At 68.2% G+C, this 19,960-nt stretch carries 21 protein-coding genes; 11 read left to right on the top strand and 10 right to left on the bottom strand.

Going from position 1 to position 19,960, the window contains the following annotated elements; genetic code table 11:
- Positions 1–4 precede the first annotated feature (4 nt).
- The 3 genes from murL (at position 5) to FD678_RS02425 (ending at position 3,879) form a co-directional block, all read left to right on the top strand.
- Positions 5–1,363, top strand: coding sequence for a UDP-N-acetyl-alpha-D-muramoyl-L-alanyl-L-glutamate epimerase (gene murL / locus FD678_RS02435; RefSeq protein ID WP_140719006.1), 1,359 nt, complete (start codon positions 5–7; stop codon positions 1,361–1,363).
- Positions 1,344–2,747, top strand: coding sequence for a UDP-N-acetylmuramoyl-L-alanine--D-glutamate ligase (murD, locus tag FD678_RS02430; RefSeq protein WP_140719005.1), 1,404 nt, complete (start codon positions 1,344–1,346; stop codon positions 2,745–2,747). The genes murL and murD overlap by 20 nt, the downstream gene beginning before the upstream one ends.
- A 325-nt stretch (positions 2,748–3,072) precedes the next feature.
- Positions 3,073–3,879 carry a dienelactone hydrolase family protein gene (locus FD678_RS02425; protein ID WP_140719004.1) on the top strand — a complete coding sequence of 269 codons (807 nt, stop codon included), beginning with the start codon at positions 3,073–3,075 and terminating at the stop codon, positions 3,877–3,879.
- A gap of 138 nt (positions 3,880–4,017) precedes the next feature.
- Here FD678_RS02425 and FD678_RS02420 read toward each other — a convergent pair whose 3' ends face one another.
- Positions 4,018–5,016, bottom strand: a complete 999-nt coding sequence (locus FD678_RS02420) for a polyprenyl synthetase family protein (protein ID WP_140719003.1) — start codon at positions 5,014–5,016, stop codon at positions 4,018–4,020.
- Between the two features lie 74 nt (positions 5,017–5,090).
- The gene (locus FD678_RS02415; protein WP_140719002.1) at positions 5,091–5,660 is read right to left on the bottom strand and encodes an NADPH-dependent FMN reductase; all 570 of its coding nucleotides are present in this window, start codon (positions 5,658–5,660) and stop codon (positions 5,091–5,093) included.
- 211 nt (positions 5,661–5,871) lie between these two features.
- Here FD678_RS02415 and FD678_RS02410 point away from each other — a divergent pair, with 211 nt between their 5' ends.
- The gene (locus FD678_RS02410) at positions 5,872–6,363 is read left to right on the top strand and encodes a single-stranded DNA-binding protein (protein WP_140719001.1); all 492 of its coding nucleotides are present in this window, start codon (positions 5,872–5,874) and stop codon (positions 6,361–6,363) included.
- A 151-nt stretch (positions 6,364–6,514) separates the two neighbouring features.
- Here the strand turns inward: FD678_RS02410 and FD678_RS20525 are convergent, their stop codons facing one another.
- Positions 6,515–6,643, bottom strand: coding sequence for a hypothetical protein (locus FD678_RS20525; protein WP_256661831.1), 129 nt, complete (start codon positions 6,641–6,643; stop codon positions 6,515–6,517).
- 109 nt (positions 6,644–6,752) lie between these two features.
- Between FD678_RS20525 and FD678_RS02405 the strand changes: the two genes are divergently transcribed.
- Both FD678_RS02405 and FD678_RS02400 read left to right on the top strand, forming a co-directional pair.
- Complete coding sequence (locus FD678_RS02405) at positions 6,753–7,244, top strand: MarR family winged helix-turn-helix transcriptional regulator (RefSeq protein WP_140719000.1); 492 nt, start codon at positions 6,753–6,755, stop codon at positions 7,242–7,244.
- Complete coding sequence (locus tag FD678_RS02400; protein WP_177497523.1) at positions 7,222–8,364, top strand: S41 family peptidase; 1,143 nt, start codon at positions 7,222–7,224, stop codon at positions 8,362–8,364. The genes FD678_RS02405 and FD678_RS02400 overlap by 23 nt, the downstream gene beginning before the upstream one ends.
- Positions 8,365–8,594: 230 nt before the next feature.
- Here FD678_RS02400 and FD678_RS02395 read toward each other — a convergent pair whose 3' ends face one another.
- Both FD678_RS02395 and FD678_RS02390 read right to left on the bottom strand, forming a co-directional pair.
- Entirely contained in the window at positions 8,595–9,134 is a 540-nt protein-coding gene (locus tag FD678_RS02395; protein ID WP_140718998.1) for a Rap1a/Tai family immunity protein, read from the bottom strand.
- A 148-nt stretch (positions 9,135–9,282) separates the two neighbouring features.
- Positions 9,283–9,546 carry a metal/formaldehyde-sensitive transcriptional repressor gene (locus tag FD678_RS02390; protein WP_372237518.1) on the bottom strand — a complete coding sequence of 88 codons (264 nt, stop codon included), beginning with the start codon at positions 9,544–9,546 and terminating at the stop codon, positions 9,283–9,285.
- 59 nt (positions 9,547–9,605) lie between these two features.
- On the opposite strand from FD678_RS02390, the gene dmeF reads away from it, so the two are divergent.
- From dmeF to FD678_RS02370, 4 genes are all read left to right on the top strand, one after another.
- The gene (dmeF, locus tag FD678_RS02385) at positions 9,606–10,601 is read left to right on the top strand and encodes a CDF family Co(II)/Ni(II) efflux transporter DmeF (RefSeq protein WP_140718996.1); all 996 of its coding nucleotides are present in this window, start codon (positions 9,606–9,608) and stop codon (positions 10,599–10,601) included.
- Positions 10,602–11,283: 682 nt separating this feature from the next.
- Entirely contained in the window at positions 11,284–11,502 is a 219-nt protein-coding gene (locus FD678_RS02380) for a hypothetical protein (protein WP_140718995.1), read from the top strand.
- A 126-nt stretch (positions 11,503–11,628) separates the two neighbouring features.
- Positions 11,629–12,855 (top strand): DUF819 family protein, encoded by a 1,227-nt coding sequence (locus tag FD678_RS02375; protein WP_140719928.1) that lies wholly within the window; start codon positions 11,629–11,631, stop codon positions 12,853–12,855.
- 74 nt (positions 12,856–12,929) lie between these two features.
- Positions 12,930–13,667, top strand: a complete 738-nt coding sequence (locus FD678_RS02370; RefSeq protein WP_140718994.1) for a ThuA domain-containing protein — start codon at positions 12,930–12,932, stop codon at positions 13,665–13,667.
- A 206-nt stretch (positions 13,668–13,873) separates the two neighbouring features.
- Here the strand turns inward: FD678_RS02370 and FD678_RS02365 are convergent, their stop codons facing one another.
- The 3 genes from FD678_RS02365 to FD678_RS20140 all read right to left on the bottom strand — a co-directional run bounded on the left by FD678_RS02365 (position 13,874) and on the right by FD678_RS20140 (position 16,477).
- On the bottom strand, positions 13,874–14,299 hold the full coding sequence (locus FD678_RS02365; RefSeq protein WP_140718993.1) for a hypothetical protein: 426 nt from the start codon (positions 14,297–14,299) through the stop codon (positions 13,874–13,876).
- Positions 14,300–14,357: 58 nt separating this feature from the next.
- A complete protein-coding gene (locus FD678_RS02360) occupies positions 14,358–15,899 on the bottom strand; it encodes an LGFP repeat-containing protein (protein ID WP_177497519.1) in 1,542 nt (513 codons plus the stop codon).
- 92 nt (positions 15,900–15,991) lie between these two features.
- Positions 15,992–16,477, bottom strand: a complete 486-nt coding sequence (locus FD678_RS20140; RefSeq protein WP_177497517.1) for a hypothetical protein — start codon at positions 16,475–16,477, stop codon at positions 15,992–15,994.
- Between the two features lie 118 nt (positions 16,478–16,595).
- On the opposite strand from FD678_RS20140, the gene FD678_RS02355 reads away from it, so the two are divergent.
- Positions 16,596–17,513, top strand: a complete 918-nt coding sequence (locus FD678_RS02355; protein WP_140718991.1) for a LysR family transcriptional regulator — start codon at positions 16,596–16,598, stop codon at positions 17,511–17,513.
- Between the two features lie 49 nt (positions 17,514–17,562).
- Here FD678_RS02355 and FD678_RS02350 read toward each other — a convergent pair whose 3' ends face one another.
- Together FD678_RS02350 and FD678_RS02345 are read right to left on the bottom strand one after the other, a co-directional pair.
- A complete protein-coding gene (locus tag FD678_RS02350; RefSeq protein ID WP_140718990.1) occupies positions 17,563–17,787 on the bottom strand; it encodes a YbdD/YjiX family protein in 225 nt (74 codons plus the stop codon).
- The gene (locus FD678_RS02345; RefSeq protein WP_140718989.1) at positions 17,787–19,868 is read right to left on the bottom strand and encodes a carbon starvation CstA family protein; all 2,082 of its coding nucleotides are present in this window, start codon (positions 19,866–19,868) and stop codon (positions 17,787–17,789) included. Before FD678_RS02345 ends, FD678_RS02350 begins: the two co-directional genes overlap by 1 nt.
- Positions 19,869–19,960: the final 92 nt, after the last annotated feature.

Below are 19,960 nucleotides of genomic sequence, written 5' to 3'. Positions count from 1 at the left end.
ATCCATGACCGCTGCTTTCGACAAACACCAGATCACGACCTTCCGCTTCGTCCGCTGCGGTTTCGACGCGGCCACCGGTGTGGCCTCGCTGGTGTACGCCTTCGACCAGGGGCCGGAACTGGTCGAGACCATCACCGTGCCGGGCGCGCCGTTCGCGCTGGAAGGCGCGCGCGCCGAGGCGGTGCGGCAGGCGCTGCGGCTGCTGCACCTGTTCGCCGGCGTGAGCTATTACAAGGCCGCGGTACCGGCGAAGGTGTCGATCGACGACTATGCGATCGATGCGGAGACGGCCGCGCTGGTGGAGAACCTGTACCTGCACGGCCTGGGCGAGTTCGCCTACCGCAACGGCCTGGACCTGCACGGCCGCTTCAAGCTGCCGGTCGAAGCGCCGGCGGCGGCGCCGGCCCCGGCGGCGGGCCTGCGCGAGCACGCGCTGGTCGCCATCGGCGGCGGCAAGGATTCGCTGGTCAGCATCGAGGCGCTGCGTACCGCCGGCGTCGCCCAGACCGTCACCTGGATCGGCGGTTCGCAACTGATCCGCGCCTGCGCCGAGCGCACCGGGCTGCCGACGCTCAACATCGGCCGCACGCTGGCGCCGGAGCTGTTCGAGCTCAACCGCCAGGGCGCCTGGAACGGCCATATCCCGGTGACCGCGATCAACTCGATGATCATGGTGTTCGCCGCGCTGCTGCTGGGCGTGGACCAGGTGGTGTTCTCCAACGAGCGCTCGGCCAGCTACGGCAGCCTGATCCCCGGCACCGGCGAGGTCAACCACCAGTGGTCGAAGGGCTGGGCGTTCGAGCAGGCGTTCGGCGAGCACGTCGAGCGCCACGTCGCCGCCGACCTGCACTACTACTCGCTGCTGCGGCCGCTTTCCGAGCTGGCGGTGGCGCGGCAGTTCGCCAAGAACGACCACTACGACGCGCATTTCTCCAGCTGCAACCGCAACTTCCACATCATGGGCGAACGCCCGGTGCACCGCTGGTGCGGGGTCTGCCCGAAGTGCCATTTCGTGTTCCTGGCGCTGGCGCCGTTCATGCCCAAGACGCGATTGGTGCGGATCTTCGGCCGCAACCTGCTCGACGATGCGACCCAGGCCGCCGGCTACGACGCATTGCTGGAGTTCCACGACCACAAGCCGTTCGAGTGCGTGGGCGAGGGCCGCGAGTCGCGCGCCGCGATGGCGACGCTGGCCGCGCGCGCGGAGTGGCAGGAGGACGCGCTGGTGAAGCGCTTCGTCCGCGAGATCCGGCCGCAGCTGCAGGCCGCGGAGCTGGAGATCGAACCGCTGCTGGCGATCGAGGACGAACATCGCATCCCCGCCGTGCTGTGGGAGCGCGTGCGTGCGAATTTCGCAGCTTGAGGGGCGCCGCGTCGCGCTGTGGGGCTGGGGCCGCGAAGGGCGCGCGGCGTATCGCGCGTTCCGGGGCGCGCACGCCGCCGCGCCGCTGACCCTGTTCTGTGGCGAGGCCGAGGTCGCCGAGGCGCGGGCGCTCGGCGATCCGCTGCTGGACATCGAGACCGAGGCCAGCGCCGGGCGCCTGGCGGCCTTCGAAGTGGTGATCAAGTCGCCGGGCATCAGTCCGTACAAGCCCGAGGCGCAGGCCGCCGCCGCGCAGGGCACGCAGTTCGTCGGCGGTACCGCGCTGTGGTTCGCCGAGCGCGCCCAGCCGGGCGGCCAGGTGCCGGGGGCGGTATGCGTCACCGGGACCAAGGGCAAGAGCACCACGACCGCGCTGCTGGCGCACCTGCTGCGCGCAGGCGGCCATCGCACCGCGCTGGCCGGCAACATCGGCCTGCCCTTGCTGGAGTTGCTGGCGCCGGAACCGCCGCCGCGGTACTGGGCGATCGAGCTGTCGAGCTACCAGACCCTCGATGTCGCGCGCAGCGGCGCGCGCCCGGAACTGGCCTTGGTGCTGAACCTGTTCCCCGAGCACCTGGACTGGCATGGCAGCGAGGAGCGCTACGTCGCCGACAAGCTGGCGCTGGTCACCGCGGCGCATCCGCGCATCGCCCTGCTCAATGCCGCCGATCCGCGCCTGGCGCGGCTGGAACTGCCGCACAGCGAGGTGCGCTGGTTCAACCGGCCCGATGGCTGGCACATGCGCGAGGACGTGGTGTATCGCGGCGAAGAAGCGGTATTCGACACCGCCAGCGTGCCGTTGCCGGGCCGGCACAACCGCGGCAACCTGTGCGCGGTGCTCGCGGCCATCGAGGCGCTCGGCCTGGATGCCGCCGCGCTGGCGCCGGCCGCCTTGACCTTCCGCCCGCTGCCGAACCGGCTGCAGACCGTCGGCGCGAGCGACGGCATCACCTGGGTCAACGACTCGATCAGCACCACGCCGCACGCCACGCTGGCGGCGCTCGCCTGTTTCACGGCGCGCCGCGTCGCGGTGCTGGTCGGCGGCCACGACCGCGGCCTGGACTGGCGCGACTTCGCCGAACACATGCGCCAGGCGCCGCCGCTGGAGATCGTGACGATGGGCGCCAACGGCCCGCGCATCCACGACCTGTTGGCGCCGATCGCGCCTGGCCGCTTCGGGCTGCATGCCGCCGCCGATCTGCCGCAGGCGGTGGCGTTGGCGCGCCAGGCGCTGGGCGGGCAGGGCGGCGTGGTACTGCTGTCGCCGGGCGCACCGAGCTTCGGCGCCTACCGCGATTACGTCGCACGCGGCCGTCATTTCGCCGAACTGGCCGGATTCGATCCGGACCAGATCAGCGCGATTCCCGGATTGGGTGTGGCCTGACCCGGGAATGGCCGCGCCGGGACGCCTCGTCCCGGCGGCAGGGAGTGGCGAAAATTTCGCCTTGCGCTGCCGGGGCCATGCGGCACAAGGCCTGCCGGCGCTTATCCACAATGTTTTCCGCGGCTCGTCCACACCGGTTGTGGAAAACGGCTCCGAGGGCTGGCGAAAATTTCGCCATGTCGCCGCGCCCCCCCCGCGCCGCAAGGCCCGTGCGAGGTTGTCCACAGGCTTCTCCCGGCCTGATCCACACCGGCTGTGCACAAGCCCGCGGATCGACGCGCCGGGCTGGACTACACTCGCCGCAGTTCCCGGCGGAGGCGGACCGATGAGCAAGCGCAAGACGTGGTGGCAGGCGATGGGCGTGGTGGCGATGGCGGCGCTGTCGCAATCGGCCATGGCGGCGATGCAGGCGCGACCGGTGGAATGGACGGTCGGCAAGGACACGTTCTCCGGCGTGCTCGTCTACGACGATGCCGAGCACGACGAGCGGCCGGGCCTGGTGATGGTGCCGAACTGGATGGGCGTGACCGATACGGCGGTGGAGACGGCCAAGAAGCTGGCCGGCGACGACTACGTGGTCCTGGTCGCCGACGTCTACGGCAAGGGCCGCCGTCCCGCCGACGCGGGCGAGGCCGGCAAGCTGGCCGGCGGACTCAAGCAGGATACGGCGACGCTGCGCACCCGCGCGCTCAAGGCGGTGGAGGCATTGAAGGCGCAGGCCGGCAAGGCGCCGCTGGATGCCTCGCGGATCGGCGCGGTCGGTTTCTGCTTCGGCGGCAGTACCGTGCTGGAACTGGTGCGCGCGGGGACGCCGCTGGCCGGGGCGGTCAGCCTGCATGGCGGCCTGTCCACGCCGACGCCCGCGGCGGCCGGCGTCGCCAAGACCCCCGTGCTGGTGCTCAACGGTGCGGCCGACAAGAGCGTCGGCGCGCAGGACATCGCGGCGTTCGAGCAGGAGATGGACCGGGCCGGCGCCGATTGGCAGTTCGTCGACTTCAGCGGCGCGGTGCACTGCTTCGCCGAAGCCGAGGCCGGCAACGATCCGGCCAGCAACTGCCGCTACGACGCGCGCGCGGCCAAGCGCGCCTATCGCATGCTCCACGACTTCTTCGAGGAACGCTTCGGCGATTGACGGAAGGTTCCGCTCCTGGCGGGCGGTGCACTTGTGGGAGCGACTTCAGTCCCGACGCGCGGCATCGACCAAGCGTCGGGCTGAAGTCCCACTAAAGAGACCTGTCGCGATTGCCCCGCTTCTATCCGCAACGGCGGATCAATGCGTGCGCGACACCGCGTAGCGGGCCAGGCCGCGCAGGGCGGCGACGGCCTCGTTCTCCGGCAAGCCGTCGAGGGCGCGCTCGGCGGCCTGCGCGTAGTCGAACGCGCGCTGGCGGCTGTAGTCGAGCCCGCCGGTGGCCCGGATCGCCGCCAGCACCTCGGGCATCGCCGAAGCCTCGCCCTGCTCGACGATCTCGCGCAGGCGCTGCCGCGTGGCCTCGTCCGAATGCGCCATCGCATGGATCAGCGGCAAGGTGGCCTTGCCTTCGGCCAGGTCGTCGCCGAGGTTCTTGCCCAGCGCTTCGGCGTCGGCGGCGTAATCGAGCACGTCGTCGGCGATCTGGAAGGCGTATCCGAGCTGCATGCCGTAGTCGTACAGCTTGTCCTGCACCGCCTCGCCGGCGCCGGAGGCCAGCGCGCCCAGGCGCGTGCCGGCGGCGAACAGCACCGCGGTCTTGCGCTCGATCACCCGCAGGTATGCGGCTTCGTCGGTATCCGGGTTGTGCACGTGCAGCAGTTGCAGTACCTCGCCCTCGGCGATGCGGTTGGTGGTGTCGGCGAGCAGGCGCATCACCGCCATGCTGTCCAGTTCCACCATCAGCTGGAAGCTGCGCGAGTACAGGAAGTCGCCGACCAGCACGCTCGGCGCATTGCCCCAGAGCGCATTGGCGGTGCTGCGGCCGCGCCGCAGGTCGGATTCGTCGACCACGTCGTCGTGCAGCAGCGTCGAGGTATGGATGAACTCGATGATCGCCGCGAGCTGGTGGTGGTCGGCGCCGGCGCGGCCGACCGCGTGGCCGGCCAGCATCACCAGCATCGGCCGCAGGCGCTTGCCGCCGGCGGAGATGATGTGGTCGGCGATCTGGTTGATCAGCACCACGTCCGAAGCCAGCCGGCGGCGGATCAGCGCATCGACCGCGGCCATGTCGGGAGCGGCGAGGGCCTGGATCCGGGGCAGGTCCAGGGCGGGACGGAGGTCTTCGGCGATGCTCATGCGGTGCAATGGGATGGCGTGCCCGGAATTATAAGTGCCGGGGTCCGCCAGCGGGCCTGCCGGCGTGCGATGGATCATTCCGCCGCGTTCCCGCCGGCATCGCAGAACGCACAGAAACCGGCCACGAACGATGCCAGCCGCTGCTGCATCGCCGGATCCTTCAGCGCGCCCCGCTCGTCGAACGCGCGGTCGGCGTGCGACAGCATCAGGCGCCCGCCGAACCACGGCCGCGTGCCCAGGGTGCGCAGCACCTGCAGCCAGGCGGTCTGGCTCAGCAGGGTGCCGAACGGCCCGGGCGAAGCGCCGACGAGCGCGACCGGCGTGCCGCCGAACACGCGCGCGATGTCCTGCGACGGCCGCGACATCCAGTCGATGGCGTTCTTGAACACGCCCGGGATGCCGTTGTTGTACTCCGGGGTGACCAGCAGCAGGCCGTCGGCCTGCGCGACCGCGTCCTTGAGCCGGGCCACGGCCTCGGGGATGCCCGAGGCGGCCTCCACGTCGCCGTCGTACAGCGGCACCTCGCGGATCGAATGGATGTCGATGCGGCTGCCCGCCGGAACGACGGCCGCCGCCTGCCGCAGCAGGGCGGCATTGAAGGAGTCGCGGCGCAGGCTGCCGGCCAGACCGACGATGCGGGCCATGGGAGTCTTCCAGCGGAGGGGAGGCCACAAGCCTAGCAGGTAGGGCGAACGCCCCGTGGAGCTTGTCCTACTCGGCGGCGGGGACTGCGCCTACCTGCGGACGGGAGGGACACGCCGGGAAGGGCGGTCCGGCGGGATGGTACTATCGTGCCCCATCCAGCCTCACCCCGCCGCCGGCGCCCGTGCCGGCCGGCACAGACGGAAGAATTCAATGGCCCGCGGCATCAACAAAGTCATCCTGGTCGGCAACCTCGGCAACGATCCGGACACCAAGTACACCCAGAGCGGCATGGCCGTGACCCGCATCAGCCTGGCGACCACGAGCGTCCGCAAGGACCGCGACGGCAACAACCAGGAACGCACCGAGTGGCACCGCGTGGTGTTCTTCGGCAAGCTCGGCGAGATCGCCGGCGAATACCTGCGCAAGGGCAGCCAGGTGTACGTGGAAGGCGAACTCCGTTACGACAAGTACACCGGCCAGGACGGCGTGGAGAAGTACAGCACCGACATCGTCGCCAACGAGATGCAGATGCTCGGTGGCCGTGGCGAGGGCGGTGGTGGCGGTGGCGGGTACGGCGGGGATCGCCCGCAGCGCCAGGCGCCGCAGCGTCAGGAATACGCGCCGCGCCGCCAGCAGGCCGCGCCGCAGCCGTCCGCCGCGCCGCCGATGGACGATTTCGCCGACGACGACATCCCGTTCTGACGAACGGCTTTCTCAGAGAGCAGAGAAAGAAGTCGCAAGAGCCCCGTATATCGGGGCTTTTGCTTTTTCAATCGGCGCCCGCACAGCGAGAGCGGCTTGCCTGGTCATTTCCTCCTGCGAAGTGGCGAGGATATGGCTGGTGCCGAAATGCTCAGTGCATGTGCTCGCAGCAGAAGAGGCGCTGCGTGGCGCGGCCCTCGTTGTGTGGTTTCGCCTGCGCCTTGTTCCAAATTTCATCCGTGCGCGCGATTGCGGCGGCAAGCCGATTCGATGCCGCCATCGTTCACTTCGAGCAAGAAGCAGGGCAGTTGAAGCCCGCCTGCCTCGTTGCCTGTTCGTCTGCCGCACGTGCACTTGCCTATATATAACAGAGCTGTTATATATCGGTCATGAAGCCTGTAGACCGCCTCGGCACCTTGCTGCGCAATCTCATCGACCGGCTCGATAGCGACGTCGAGCAGCGCTACATCGACGACGGCCTGGACTACCGTCCGCGGTTCACGCCGGTGGTCCGGGCGCTGGACGCGCTGGGTCCTGCCTCCATCACCGTTCTCGCCCGGCACCAGGGCATGCGCCATTCGGCCATGAGCCAGACCGTGGCGCAGATGGTGCGACTTGGCTTGGTCCGGCAGGTGGCGGGCAAGGACGGTCGCGAACGCATCGTCGCGCCGACCCGCAAGTTGTCGACGCTGCTACCGCGTATCCGGCGTCACTGGCAGGCAACCAATGCCGCCGCCGCCGAACTGGACGCTTCCTTGCCGCATCCGCTGGCCGCCACCTTGCAGGCGGCACTCAATGCACTGGACCAGCGCTCGTTCGCCGACCGTGCTCGCCATCACTTCGACGCAGGAGATTCCGATGAGAACACGCCGAATTCGTGACCTTGTCCTGCCCTTGTTGTGCCTGTTGATGCCGCCGGCGATGGCACAACCGCGTGCTCCGCAGGACCCCGGCACTCTCGATCCGGCGCCTCGTGCGATCGCCGTGCGCGCTGCCGACCTGCTGGAACGCGGCTACCTCGATCCCGCTTCGGGCCAGGCTTATGCGGAGCGCCTGCGCCATCAGGCAACCGTGGGCGCCTATGACGCGCTCGGCGGCCAGGCACTTGCAGACCAGCTCACGGCCGATCTGCAGCGTGTCAAGCAGGATCGTCATCTCAAGGTCAGCGTCGGCGGCCCGCCGGCCGCTGGCCCCGGCCCAGTGATGATCGCCGGACCAAAGGGCGCAGGCCCGGCTCCTGGCGGTGCGCCTTCAGCGATAGGGGGGCCGATGCGCCGTCGCGCGCCGGCCATCGAGCACGCCGGCTGGATTGCGCCAGGCATTGCCTACATCCGCTACAATGAATTCCCGTACGACGAAGAAATCACGCGCCAGACGCGGGAATTCTTGGCTGCCCACGCCCAGGCCAGGACAGTCATCTTCGACCTGCGTACCCACCGTGGCGGCGGTCCGGCCCAGATGGACGTGATATTTCCGGAGCTCTTCAGCCAGGCGCAACCCTTGGTAGGGATGGAAAGCCGCCAGGCCGGCAGTCCCGCGCTTTCCGGCCCGGGCTTGCGTCCTTCGCATGGGGGAAAGGGAAACATCAAGGAATATTGGGTCGAGCCCGCCGCGGACGCTCCGCTGGCCAAGGCGCGCGTCTACGTGTTGACCTCCAATGCCACCGGTTCGGCGGGCGAAATGTTCGCCGCAGCATTGAAGTGGTCCGGGCGGGGCACGCTGGTAGGTGCGTCGACCGCGGGTGCCAATCATTTCGGTGGCATGGAACCCCTGGGTGGCGGACTGATGCTGTTTCTGCCCGATGGCAGGACCTTTAACCTGAAAGATGGCAAGGACTGGGAAGGCGACGGCATCGCGCCCGATATCGAGGTGACGCCGGAGCACGCTTTATCCGCGACGTTGCAGCGCGAAGGTGTGTCCCAAGCCGATGCGGACGCGTTAGAAACGCGGTACCTCCCTCATCTGCCGATGACACGGCCTCCGATGCAGGGCGTGCGCTAGTAGTACGCGAGGATCGCCGGTGGGCTGCACTCGGCCTTGCCCGGCGAAGGTGCTGTGACCTGCGAGCGTGTTGAACCGGTTGCGGTCAAACCCGCGCCGCATTCGGGATCAGCGATTGTCATCGGCGCCCGTTGATCCCATGCGTCGGCGACTCTCCAGGCCGCAGATGCCAAGTGATTCGCCGTATCTTCTCTGCAACTCGCCCTGTCGGCAGGCTGACGCGGAGCTCGTCACTTGCAGGGATGCGCGGCGCTCAAGGCCTGCACGACGACGACCGAAGCCGGATCGTTCAGGCGAGCGGCAGGCAATTTGGCAAGGTAGTCGTAGGTCAAGGAGGCCAGTTCGCTGATCGCTAGCCGGGGTGGCGGGCACCACGCCTTGCCCGTGGTGATGTCGGCAACGCCATAGACGTAGGCCATGGCCCTGCCGGTCGAGAGTTCGCGCTGTCTTGCCGGGTCAGGGGTCGGGGCCGCCAGTGCGCCTTCGTCGATGCCGGCCAGGAGTTCCTTGGCTCGCAAGCTCCGATAGGGCTGGCCCGACGCTCCCGCTGGGGCCGGCTGCGGTTGCGCCGATAGCGTGGTGGCGAAGAGCGAGGTAGCCAGCAGTGCGGCGGAAAACAGGCGAGGCAGGCGCATGGCGAGGGCTTCCGTTCGGAGAGTGGAGCGGGGCGGTCGGTGGATCGGCGCGCAGGCTTTGCCGAAACGCCGATCGAGCGGATCCCGGCGAGACGCCAGCCAGATGTCGCCGTCGCCGCCGAAAGGCCGGTGCATCCCGCGCGTCCCGGCATGGTACTTGCCGCCTGGCGAGAAGACGTGACGGGCCCGGCTCGCCGGGCCCGTCCCTCTTCGGCCGCCCGCCGGCCGGCACGGGCCACCGGGACGCGACGTAGAGCGGGGCAGGCGCAGGGCCGGCGGGGCGTTACTTCGCGTAACCCTGCAACAGCTTGAGCAGGACCCCGGCTTCCTGCTGCCGCGCGTCCTGGTCCTGTTCGGCGACCACGTGTTCCTCCAGGTGCCCCCGCAGCACCTCCATCATCAGGCTGTGCATCGCGCCCTTGGCCGCGGCGATCTGTACGAGGACGTCGCCGCAGTCGGCCTCGCCTTCCAGGGCCTTCTCGAGGGCCGCCACTTGCCCGGCGATGCGCCGGACGCGGCTCAGCAGGGCTTTCCGGTTTCGGGTCACGTGCGCCATGGCCGCGGATTATATACCCTATGGGGGTATATTCCCACGCAGGTTTTCCCATGTCCCTGGATGCCCTCGCCGAACAGCGGCGCCATACCCACGCGTTCGATTCCGGCAACGCCCTGGCCGAGCGGGGAGCCAGGCGCGCGATGTGGCTGACCATCGCGATGATGGTGGTGGAGATCGCCGGCGGCTGGTGGTTCAACTCGATGGCGGTATTGGCCGACGGCTGGCACATGAGCTCGCATGCGCTGGCGCTGGGCCTTTCCGCGTTCGCCTACGCCTGCGCCCGGCGCTACGCCCACGACCGCCGCTTTGCGTTCGGAACCTGGAAGATCGAGATCCTGGGCGGATACACCAGCGCGGTGCTGTTGCTGGTGGTGGCCGCGCTGATGGCGTTCCAGTCGATCGAGCGGCTCATGCTGCCCAGCCGCATCCACTATCCGGAGGCGATCGCCATCGCGGTGGTGGGGCTGGCGGTGAACCTGGTCTGCGCCTGGTGGCTGCGCGACCACCACGACCATGGCCATGAGCATGCCCATGAGCACGATCACCACCACGACCATCACCACGATCATCGCGGGCACGGCCACGACTTGAACCAGCGTTCGGCCTACCTGCACGTGATCGCCGATGCGGCCACGTCGGTGCTGGCCATCGTCGCACTGCTCGGCGGCATGGTGTTCGGCGCGGCCTGGCTGGACCCGGTGATGGGATTGGTCGGAGCCGCGCTGGTGACCGTCTGGGCGTGGGGACTGCTGCGCAAGAGCGGGCGCATCCTGCTGGATGCGCAGATGGACGCGCCGGTGGTCGAGGAAATCCGCGAGGTGATCGAACAGGGCGACGTGCCCGCGCGCATCTGCGACCTGCACGTCTGGCAGGTCGGCAAGGGCAAGTACGCCTGCGTCGTCGGAATCGTCACCGACTCGGACCGCGACGCGGACGCGTTCCGCCGCGCACTGGCCATCCACGAGGAACTCGTGCACGTGACCGTCGAGATCCATCGGGTGCACCACGATGCCGCTGCCGGGGGCAGCCGGCAGGCGCCCGGTTGAACGGGAGCGGGTTCCCGGCGGAGCCCGGCGACGCGGGCCGCCGGGGCGGGATCAGGCGAACCGGGCGATGAAACCGGCCATCACGGCGGCGTAGACCAGCACCAGGCCGGTCTTGACCGGCAATTCGTACTTGCGCAGCAACTGTTGCATGTGCCTTCCCCCAAGGCATGGTCGCTGGGGAAGAGCATATCGCGGGATGTGACTTCCGTCACGTAGGAATTGTCCTACCCGGATATGGGGACGGGACTGACGGCGCGACGGGGGGGCGGAGGAGGATGCTGGCGGCGCCGGACGCGGGGCCGATGGCTACTCAACCCGCGGCCCCTTGAGTAAGGGCGCGCCGGTTCGAGTGCTGGAACACCCCCTGCACATTCCCCGAGTGCCGGAACACGGTGTTTGGCGCCCTGCCGGCTCGCCGTGACCAGTGGCTCGATGGTTGGTGCTTTCCCGTTCGGGGCCCCCCATGGGGGCGCGTTATGGATTCCGAGACGAGTGCGGAGCGGCCTTGGGCGCGTCGAGCAAAGGCATGCGCTGCGGCCGGGAGCTGGCCGCCAGGGCAATGCGTGCAGCGCAGCATCGGCCGCAAGATCGGCCGCCAGCCACATGGAACCGCGGCTGGCGATCGGCGCCTCTCGTCCCGGCGTCCATGGTCGTTCCCGATACCGTCGCAGCCGAGGAAGTCATGGAATCGAAGGATCGCTATGTCGTCAGCATCGAGCCGGAGAAGGGCGCCTGGCTGGTGTGCCGGCCCCACTGGTCGCCGCTGCGCTACCTGCGCGAGCAGGGCGCGCTGGAGAACGCCGAACTGATGGCGAAGCTGCACCGGCTCACTACCGGCCAGCCCGCGGACGTGGTCCTGCGAGCGCCCGACGGCGAACGGGTGGTGCGCCGCTACGAATGAGCCCGTCGCCGGCGCCCGCGCCGGGTGGGCGGGTGCGTCCCGGCTTGGCCCCGGGAGCCAGGCTCGGCTAGATTCGGCGTTTCCCCGTTCCCGGCCAGGTCGTCAGTGAACCCAGATTCCCATGCATTGATCGACAACGACATCGTCGTCTTCGGCCTGATCGCGGCCACGCTCGGAGCGGTGTTCTGGACCGCCTCGCGCGAGCAGGGCTTCTGGAAACGCTTCTACGCATTCGTGCCGGCGTTGCTGCTGTGCTACCTGCTGCCGGGCATCTACAACACCATCGGCCTGATCGACGGGCAGACCACCCGGCTCTACAACCCGGTGGCACGCGACGTGCTGCTGCCGGCGGCGCTGGTGCTGCTGACGCTCGCGGTCGACATCAAGGGCATCCTGCGGTTGGGACCCAAGCTGGTGGCGATGTACCTGGGCGCCTCGCTGAGCATCATGCTCGGGGCCGTGGTGGCGTTCCAGTTGATGAAATGGCTGCACCCGTCCACGGTGGCCGGCGATACCTGGGCGGGCATGGCGGCGCTGGCCGGCAGCTGGATCGGCGGCGGCGCCAATATGCTGGCGATGCGCGAGGTGTTCAACGTGGACGCGACCACGTTCGGGCAGTTCGCGGTAGTCGATGTCGGCGTGGGCTACGTCTGGATGGCGACGTTGATCTTCCTGGCCGGGCGGGCGCAGCGTATCGATGCTCGCAGCGGCGCCGATACCCGCGCGATCGACGAGCTGAAGGCGCGCATCGCGAAGTTCCAGGCCGAGCACGAGCGCATCCCGAGCCTCACCGACCTGATGATGATCGTCGGCGTGGCATTCGGCGCGGTGGGACTGTCGCACGCGATCGCCGCACCGCTCGCCGGGTGGTTCGGGCGCAACGTGGCGTGGGCGGCGCAGTTCAGCCTGGACTCGACGTTCGTCTGGGTCGTGGTATTGGCCACCAGCTGCGGCCTGGTGCTGAGCTTCACGCGGGCTCGCACGCTGGAAGGCGCCGGCGCGTCGAGGATCGGCTCGCTGCTGCTGTACTTCCTGATCGCCTGCATCGGCATGCAGATGGACCTGCTGTCGCTGCTGGACCGGCCATGGCTGTTCCTGCTCGGGCTGATCTGGATCGCGGTGCACATCGTGCTGTTGTGGGGCCTGGGCCGGCTGCTGCACGTGCCGTTCTTCTATTTCGCGATCGGGTCGCAGTCGAACATCGGCGGTCCCGCCTCGGCCCCGGTGGTGGCGGCCGCATTCCATCCCGCGTTGGCACCGGTCGGGGTGCTGCTCGGTACGATGGGCTACGCGACCGGCACCTATCTGGCGTACCTGGTGGGCGTCATGCTGCGTTCCATGGCAGGGGCATGAGGGCCGGTCGAGCCGGCGGCGCGCATGTTGCTGCGCGCAAAGGCCCGGCGGCGCGGCCATGCCAGAATCCGCCCATGCTCCGCCTTGCCATCGCCCTGCTGCTTGCCGTCCTGCTGCCGTGTTCGTCCGCGGCCGCAGCGCCCGTTCCCGAGACCGCCATGCGCGTGCTGATCTTCAGCAAGACCGCCACGTTCCGCCACGACTCCATTCCCACCGCCATCGCGACGGTACGGCGGCTGGCGGAGGAGCAGGGCATGCAGGCCGATGCCAGCGAGGATCCGGCGGCGTTCACCGATGCGGCCTTGGCGCGCTATCGCGTGGTGGTATTCGCCAACACCACCGGCGAGGTGCTGGATGCGGCGCAGCAGGCCGCGTTCGAGCGCTTCATCCGCGCCGGCGGCGGTTTCGTCGGCATCCACTCCGCGGCGGACACCGGCTACGAATGGCCCTGGTACGGGAAACTGGTGGCCGCCTACTTCGGCGGGCATCCGCCCGGATTGCAGGGCAGCCGGGTACAGCCCGAGCGCGATGGCCGGCCGGACGGCGAAGCCTGGCCGGTCCGCGACGAGCTGTACAACTACCGCAGCAATCCGCGCGGGCAGGTGCAGGTGCTCGCCACGATCGACGAGAAGCTGTACGAAGGCGGGACCATGGGCGCCGACCATCCCATTGCCTGGTGCCATGCCTTCGACGGTGGCCGTGCGTGGTACACGGGACTGGGGCACGATGCAGCGATCTATGCCGATCCGCATTTCCTGGCGCAGTTGCGTGGCGGATTGCGGTACGCGGCGGGCATCGCGCCGGGCTGTTGAGCGCTTGAAGGAACTTGCCGAGGGAAGGTTCATCCCTCGGGGGCGTTGCGGTTGTCGTTTGAATAGGAGCAGTTTCCTTCCTTTTCCCGGCGAAGACGTGCGGCTTGCGAACCATCGATCCGCGCAGGCCCGGCATTCCCGAAGCGGCATCGCTGCACCGGGCCGAACCCGGGGCGGGCCTTGCTTCGGCCGGAAGGCCGTTATGCCTACAGCAACAGGCAATACTGCACCGGAATGCCTTGGTACTCGCCGCGGATGAAGATTTCACGGGTCAGCCGTGTGGTGGTGAGGACATCGGCGAGCAGCCCTGCCACCGAAAGCCCCATCTTGAAGACGGCGGGGGCACCGTGGGCCAGGGCGCGTTCGATCAGGTACTCCAGCGATTCCACGGTGAGGTCTTCGAACAGGTCGCTTGCCTCGCCGTTGGCTGGCGGGGCACTGTTGACCACTATGTAGTAGCCGCCGTTCTGGGCGGAGATGCGTACCGGTGCTTCGGGGTGGATCCATATCTCGGTGCCGTGCTCGGTGTACGCGCCGCCGATGCCGCCCGAAGGCACCGGGATCTGCACGCCATCGGGTGCCTGCACCATGCGCAGGCCGCATTCCGCGACGGCTTCGCTTTCGCCAGACATCGTTGCCTCCTGTCGCCCGTCCAACGGGCAGGGTTGAAGAGCCGGAAACGCCGCCGGGTCAGCGTGGCAGCATCATCGGGCGCAGTGCTGCACGCGCCATCGATGCGCGCGACGGCGCCTGCATGGCGTCCTTGAGGTTCAGGCGCAGGTCGCCAGCCAGGGTGACCAGGCTCAGGTGCGGCAACTTGTCGGAGACCACGCCGCTCTGCGCATCCCACCAGAGCAGGCCATGCTCGAACAGGCTGATGCGGTCGAGGCCGTCGGCCGACGACCCGGTCAATGCAGCCTCGTCGGTCTTGGGATAGCCCAGCGGGCCTTCGCAATGGCCACGCGCCAGGTAGGTCTGCATGATTCCGCCGTAGACCACGTGCGCGCCCAGGTCCGGATGCCAGAACAAGCCGCCGGTGACCTTGTTGTCGTTGTTGTAGAACAGCTTGTAGCGACCCCCACGCGGGCCGCGGTCGTACTTCGACAACGGCGAGCGCAGGCCGCCGGCCGGTACCCAGGCTGCAGCGCGCGAATCGTGCGCCAGGACGTCCTCCCATTTCACCTGCAGCGGATCGCCGGCATTGGCCAGGCGCTTGGGAAGCGTCGCGGTGATCGGCTCCAGGCCACCCAGTGAGCATTGCCCGATGTCCTGCGCGCAGTCGCGTGCGCGCTTGGCGAGCTTGGGCAACTGTTCGTCGATGGCCACGTAGGCGGCTTTCAATGCGGGCAGGTCGGGATTCTCGAACTGCTCGGGGAACTTCAGCACGAACTCGATGTCGCCGCGCAGCTTGATGCCCTCGACGATGCGCCGCGCGCTGTTGTCGATCGTATCGCGGCGTACTGCCTGCTCGGCGAAGGTCGGTCCCTGCGGGAGCGGCAGATAGCGGAAATCCTTTATCGAGGCCTGGAAGTCCACCGGATTGCGCTGCACTTCCGCGTTGAAGTTGCGGTACAGCTGCTTGAGCTCCTCGAGGGTGCTCGGGTTCTGCAGGCCCGAACCGCCCGACATGATGGCGCGGATCTCCATGCTGGAGCGACTCTTGGATTCCTCGATCGCCGATTCGAAGGCCATGCTGATGTTGCCGCCGGCGAGGAAGCCGCCGATCGACACATCCAGCGAGGCCTTCAATTCGGTACGGCTGCGTTCGTCGTAGGTATTGAAGATGAACAGGCCATAGAAGTCGCCGCCGCTGTAGATCTCGTCGATGAAGGTTTCGCCATAGGTGCTGCGGAAGGTCTCCGGATCGTTCCGGTACATCTGCTTGGCCTGGTCGCTCAGGCGGGGATTGACCATGTAGCGCGGCGGATTGCGCACGCTCGTGCTCAGCAGGACGTAGAGCGCATACTGGTTGACCGAGCTGTCCTGCACCATGGAGAAACGCGCGTCCGCGCTGGCCAATCCATAGCGCACGCCGGCGCTTATCGACAGGTTCATCGATTTCATCAGGCTTTCCTGGGATTCGATGATCTTGACCTGGGCGTTCACCTTCTGGCCGCCAAGACCGTAGGTTTCCTTGTCGTAGACGATGGGCAGGCCGCGTACCTCCTCGGTGTGGGTGTCCACGCCCGCGCCGAAACGCATGCCGTCGCTGAGATTGATGATCCTGGACATCGTGCTGCTCCATTGAGAGGCAAAAGGGATGGCTTGCCGCGGTGGCCCGCGGCGATCTGTTGCGGTGTCGCCAGAGCGGCGGTGGCGCCTGTTCAGTCCACGCGGTAGGTGACGAAGTAGCAGGAGCCTTCGACGCTGGACCAGGCCTTCCTGACCTTCTCCCCGGCGCCTTGCTCGCCCGCGTAGAGCGTGATCGAGCCGAGCAGGTCGTCGCCGCTGCCGCTGTCGTAGTCCCAGAGCGAGAGGTTGAGCGAGTGCTCGAACGGCAGCTCCAGGTTCACGTCGTTGGATTGGCCGGCCCGCATCTCCACGTCGGCACCGGGGGCGGGCCAGATGGCGTTGTCGCGGCCGCCGGCGGTACTGGTGGTGATGTACAACTGGTCGGGGTCGGCCCGGGCCTGGTCGATGGCCTGCAAGACGCCGGGCATGGCGCGGATCACGTCCTGCGCCGACCGGCCCAGGTACTGGTCGAGCGAGATCACGTCCGGCACCAGCGCGAAGACGGCGGTGTTGACCGCGCCATCGACGCCCGTGGCCTGCTGGAAACAAAAGACGGTGGTGATTGTGGCAACTGGCATGACGCATCCTCCTTGAACGTTGCGAGTGGCGATCCTGTCACTGCCGGGACCGGCCGTGCGGCCCGAGTTGGGCGCTTTTTGGCGACAATGTGTTTCCACCCGGAAACCGGTGCGGACCATGAGCCTGTCCCTGGACCTTGTGCGTGCATTCGTTGCGGTGGCCGAGACCGGCGGATTTACCGCGGCGGCCAAGCGGTTGGGAGTGTCCAAGGGACAGGTGAGCAAGGAGATCGCGCGCCTGGAGAGTGAACTCGGCGCGCCGCTGTTCTTGCGTACCACGCGGCAGGTGTCGTTGACCGAGGACGGTGCGCGCCTGCAGATGCGCGTGCTGCCGCTGCTGGACGCGCTGGAACTGGCGCTGCGCGACGCGCATCGCTGCGAGCCGGGCGGTCACCTGCGCATCACCGTGCCGGCGGATTATTTCGACGCCGTGCTATGTCCGTGGTTGGTGGAGTTCGCCCGGCGGCATCCGCGGGTGGACATCGAATTGATCACCGACAACCAGGTGCGCAACGTGGTGGCCGATGGGATCGACGTTGCGGTGCGGCTGGGTTGGCTGCGCGATTCTTCGCTGCGTGCCACTCGCATCGGGGAGTTCGAGCTGGTACCGGTCGCGGCGCCGCGCTACCTGCGCCAGCACGGTACGCCACGGCATCCGCGCGAACTGGCGGGGCATGGATGGATCGGGCTGAGCGTGCTGGCCGATCCCGGTCGCTTCACGTTCACTCATCCGGCCGAGGGAAGCCACACGATCCACCTGCGGCCGATGTGCAGCGCCAATACCGTCGATGCGGTGCTGGCGTTCGCGCGCGCAGGGTTGGGCATCACCATCGCGGCGGACTTCGCGGTGCGATCGTCGATCCAGCAGGGGACCTTGCAGCAATTGCTGCCCGAATGGTCGGCGCCCCGCGGAGGCATCTACCTGGTGTGGCCGCGCGCGGCTCAGGAGCCTGCCAAGGTTCGTGCGCTGGTGTCCTTCCTCAAGACCGGCCTGGGCCGGGTACCCAGCGCGAGGCAAGGGAGCCTGCGGGAATGAAAACAGGCGGCCCGGAGGCCGCCTGCCGGTGTCGTCGCCCGGGGAAGGTTCAACAGCAGCGGAAGCCGCTCTTGCCGCCGTAGCGGGCTTCCTGGCGCTCGCGGAAGAAGGTCGGGTAGTCCATGACCGGACGGTCCGGGTGCTTCTCCAGCATGTGCCGTACGTAGTTGTCGTAGTCGGGTATGCCGCAGCACAGCCGCGCGGTCTGCACCAGGCGCCGCCAGAAGCGGCGGTGCGCCTGGTACTGCCCGACCGGGACCAGGTCCGTACTCATCACAGGTCCGCCATCTGGGCCGGGGTGAGCGCGACGTACGGCGTTTCCTTGTCGGTGCGCTGCGCATTGCGCCGGGCGGCCACGATCGTCTTGATCGAGTAGATCAGCGTCGCGAACACCACGAACAGGAACAGCACGGTCAAGCCGGTATTGACGTAGGCGTTGGTGACGATCTGCTGCATCTGCGCCACGCTCTTGGCCGGGGCCGTGACCGTGCCGCTGGCGATGGCGGCCTGGAACTTGTGCGCCTGCGCGAGGAAGCCCTGTGCCGGGTTGCTGTCGAAGATCTTGATCAGCCCGGCATAGCTGGTGCAGATCAGCAGCCACACCGCCGGTACCGCGGTGACCCAGGCGTAGCGGTCGCGCTTCATCTTGAACAGCACCACCGTGCCCAGCATCAGCGCGATGCCGGCCAGCATCTGGTTGGAGATGCCGAACAGCGGCCACAGCGTCTGGATGCCGCCGAACGGATCGACCACGCCGGTGTAGAGCAGGTAGCCCCACAGCGCCACGCAGCCGGCGGTGGCGATGATGTTGGCGGTCCACGACTCGGTGCGGCGCATCGCCGGGACGAAGTTGCCGATCAGGTCCTGCAGCATGAAGCGGCCGGCGCGGGTGCCGGCATCCACCGCGGTCAGGATGAAAAGCGCCTCGAACAGGATCGCGAAGTGGTACCAGAACGCCATCATCGCGTCGCTGCCGCTGGGGATGGCCTCGTGCAGGATCTGCGCGATGCCCACCGCCAGCGTCGGCGCGCCGCCGGCGCGGTGCAGGATGGTCGGTTCGCCGATCGCCGCGGCCGTGGCTTCCAGCTGCTCGGGACTGATGGTGAAGCCCCAGGTGTTGGTGATGTAGTGCGCGGCCGAGACCGCATCGGCGCCGATCACCGCCGCCGGGCTGTTCATCGCGAAGTAGATGCCCGGCTCGATGATCGCGGCGGCCACCAGCGCCATCACCGCGACGAACGACTCCATCAGCATGCCGCCATAGCCGATGTAGCGCATGTGGCCTTCGTTGGCGAGCAGCTTCGGCGTCGTGCCCGAGGAGATCAGCGCGTGGAAGCCGGAGACCGCGCCGCAGGCGATGGTGATGAACAGGAACGGGAAGATGCCGCCCTTCCAGACCGGGCCGTCGCCGCTGGCGGCGAACTGGGTGAGCGCCGGCATCTTCAGGTCGGGCATCACGATCAGGATGCCGATCGCCAGCGCGATGATGGTGCCGATCTTGAGAAAGGTGGACAGGTAGTCGCGCGGCGCCAGCAGCAGCCACACCGGCAGCACCGAGGCGACGAAGCCGTAGCCGATCAGCATCCAGGTGATCTGGGTGCCGGTGAAGGTGAAGGCCGGGCCCCAGGTCGGGTCGGCCGCGACCTTGCCGCCGAACCAGATCGCCGCCAGCAGCAGGATCAGGCCGACCACGGAGATCTCGCCGATCTTGCCGGGCCGGATGTAGCGCATGTAGATGCCCATCAGGATCGCGATCGGCATCGTCGCGATCACGGTGAACATGCCCCAGGGGCTTTCCGCCAGCGCCTTCACCACCACCATCGCCAGCACCGCCAGGATGATGATCATGATCAGGAAGGCGCCGAACAGCGCGATGGTGCCGGGCACCTGGCCCATTTCCTCGCGCACCAGGTCGCCGAGCGAGCGGCCGTTGCGGCGGCTGGACAGGAACAGGACCATGAAGTCCTGCACCGCGCCGGCGAAGACCACGCCGACCACCAGCCACAGCAGGCCCGGCAGGTAGCCCATCTGCGCGGCCAGCACCGGGCCGACCAGCGGGCCGGCGCCGGCGATCGCGGCGAAGTGGTGGCCGAACAGGACGTGCTTGTTGGTCGGCACGTAGTCCAGGCCGTCGTTGTTGAGTACCGCGGGCGTGGCCCGGGTCGTGTCGAGCTGCATCACCTTGTTGGCGACGAACAGCGCGTAGAAGCGATAGGCGATGAGATAGATCGAGACGGCGGCGACCACGATCCACAGCGCGTTGATGTGCTCGCCGCGCCGCAATGCCACCGTCCCTAGACAGAACGCGCCCACGACCGCGAGCGCGGCCCAGGCCAGCTTCGAGAAACCTTTCATGCACGTCCCTCCGGAAAGACCGGTTAAGGTTCCCCCCCTGCCGCGGGCCGGTCAATCCCGCCGGCGTGGCGGCCGCTACCACTTTGGTCGTA

It is taken from the genome of Pseudomonas sp. Hp2, from assembly GCF_006386585.1.
In the GTDB taxonomy this organism is placed as follows: domain Bacteria; phylum Pseudomonadota; class Gammaproteobacteria; order Xanthomonadales; family Xanthomonadaceae; genus Pseudomonas_S; species Pseudomonas_S boreopolis.
The sequence above is the reverse complement of the archived record's forward strand: the minus strand, read 5'-3'. Positions and strand labels throughout refer to the sequence as shown.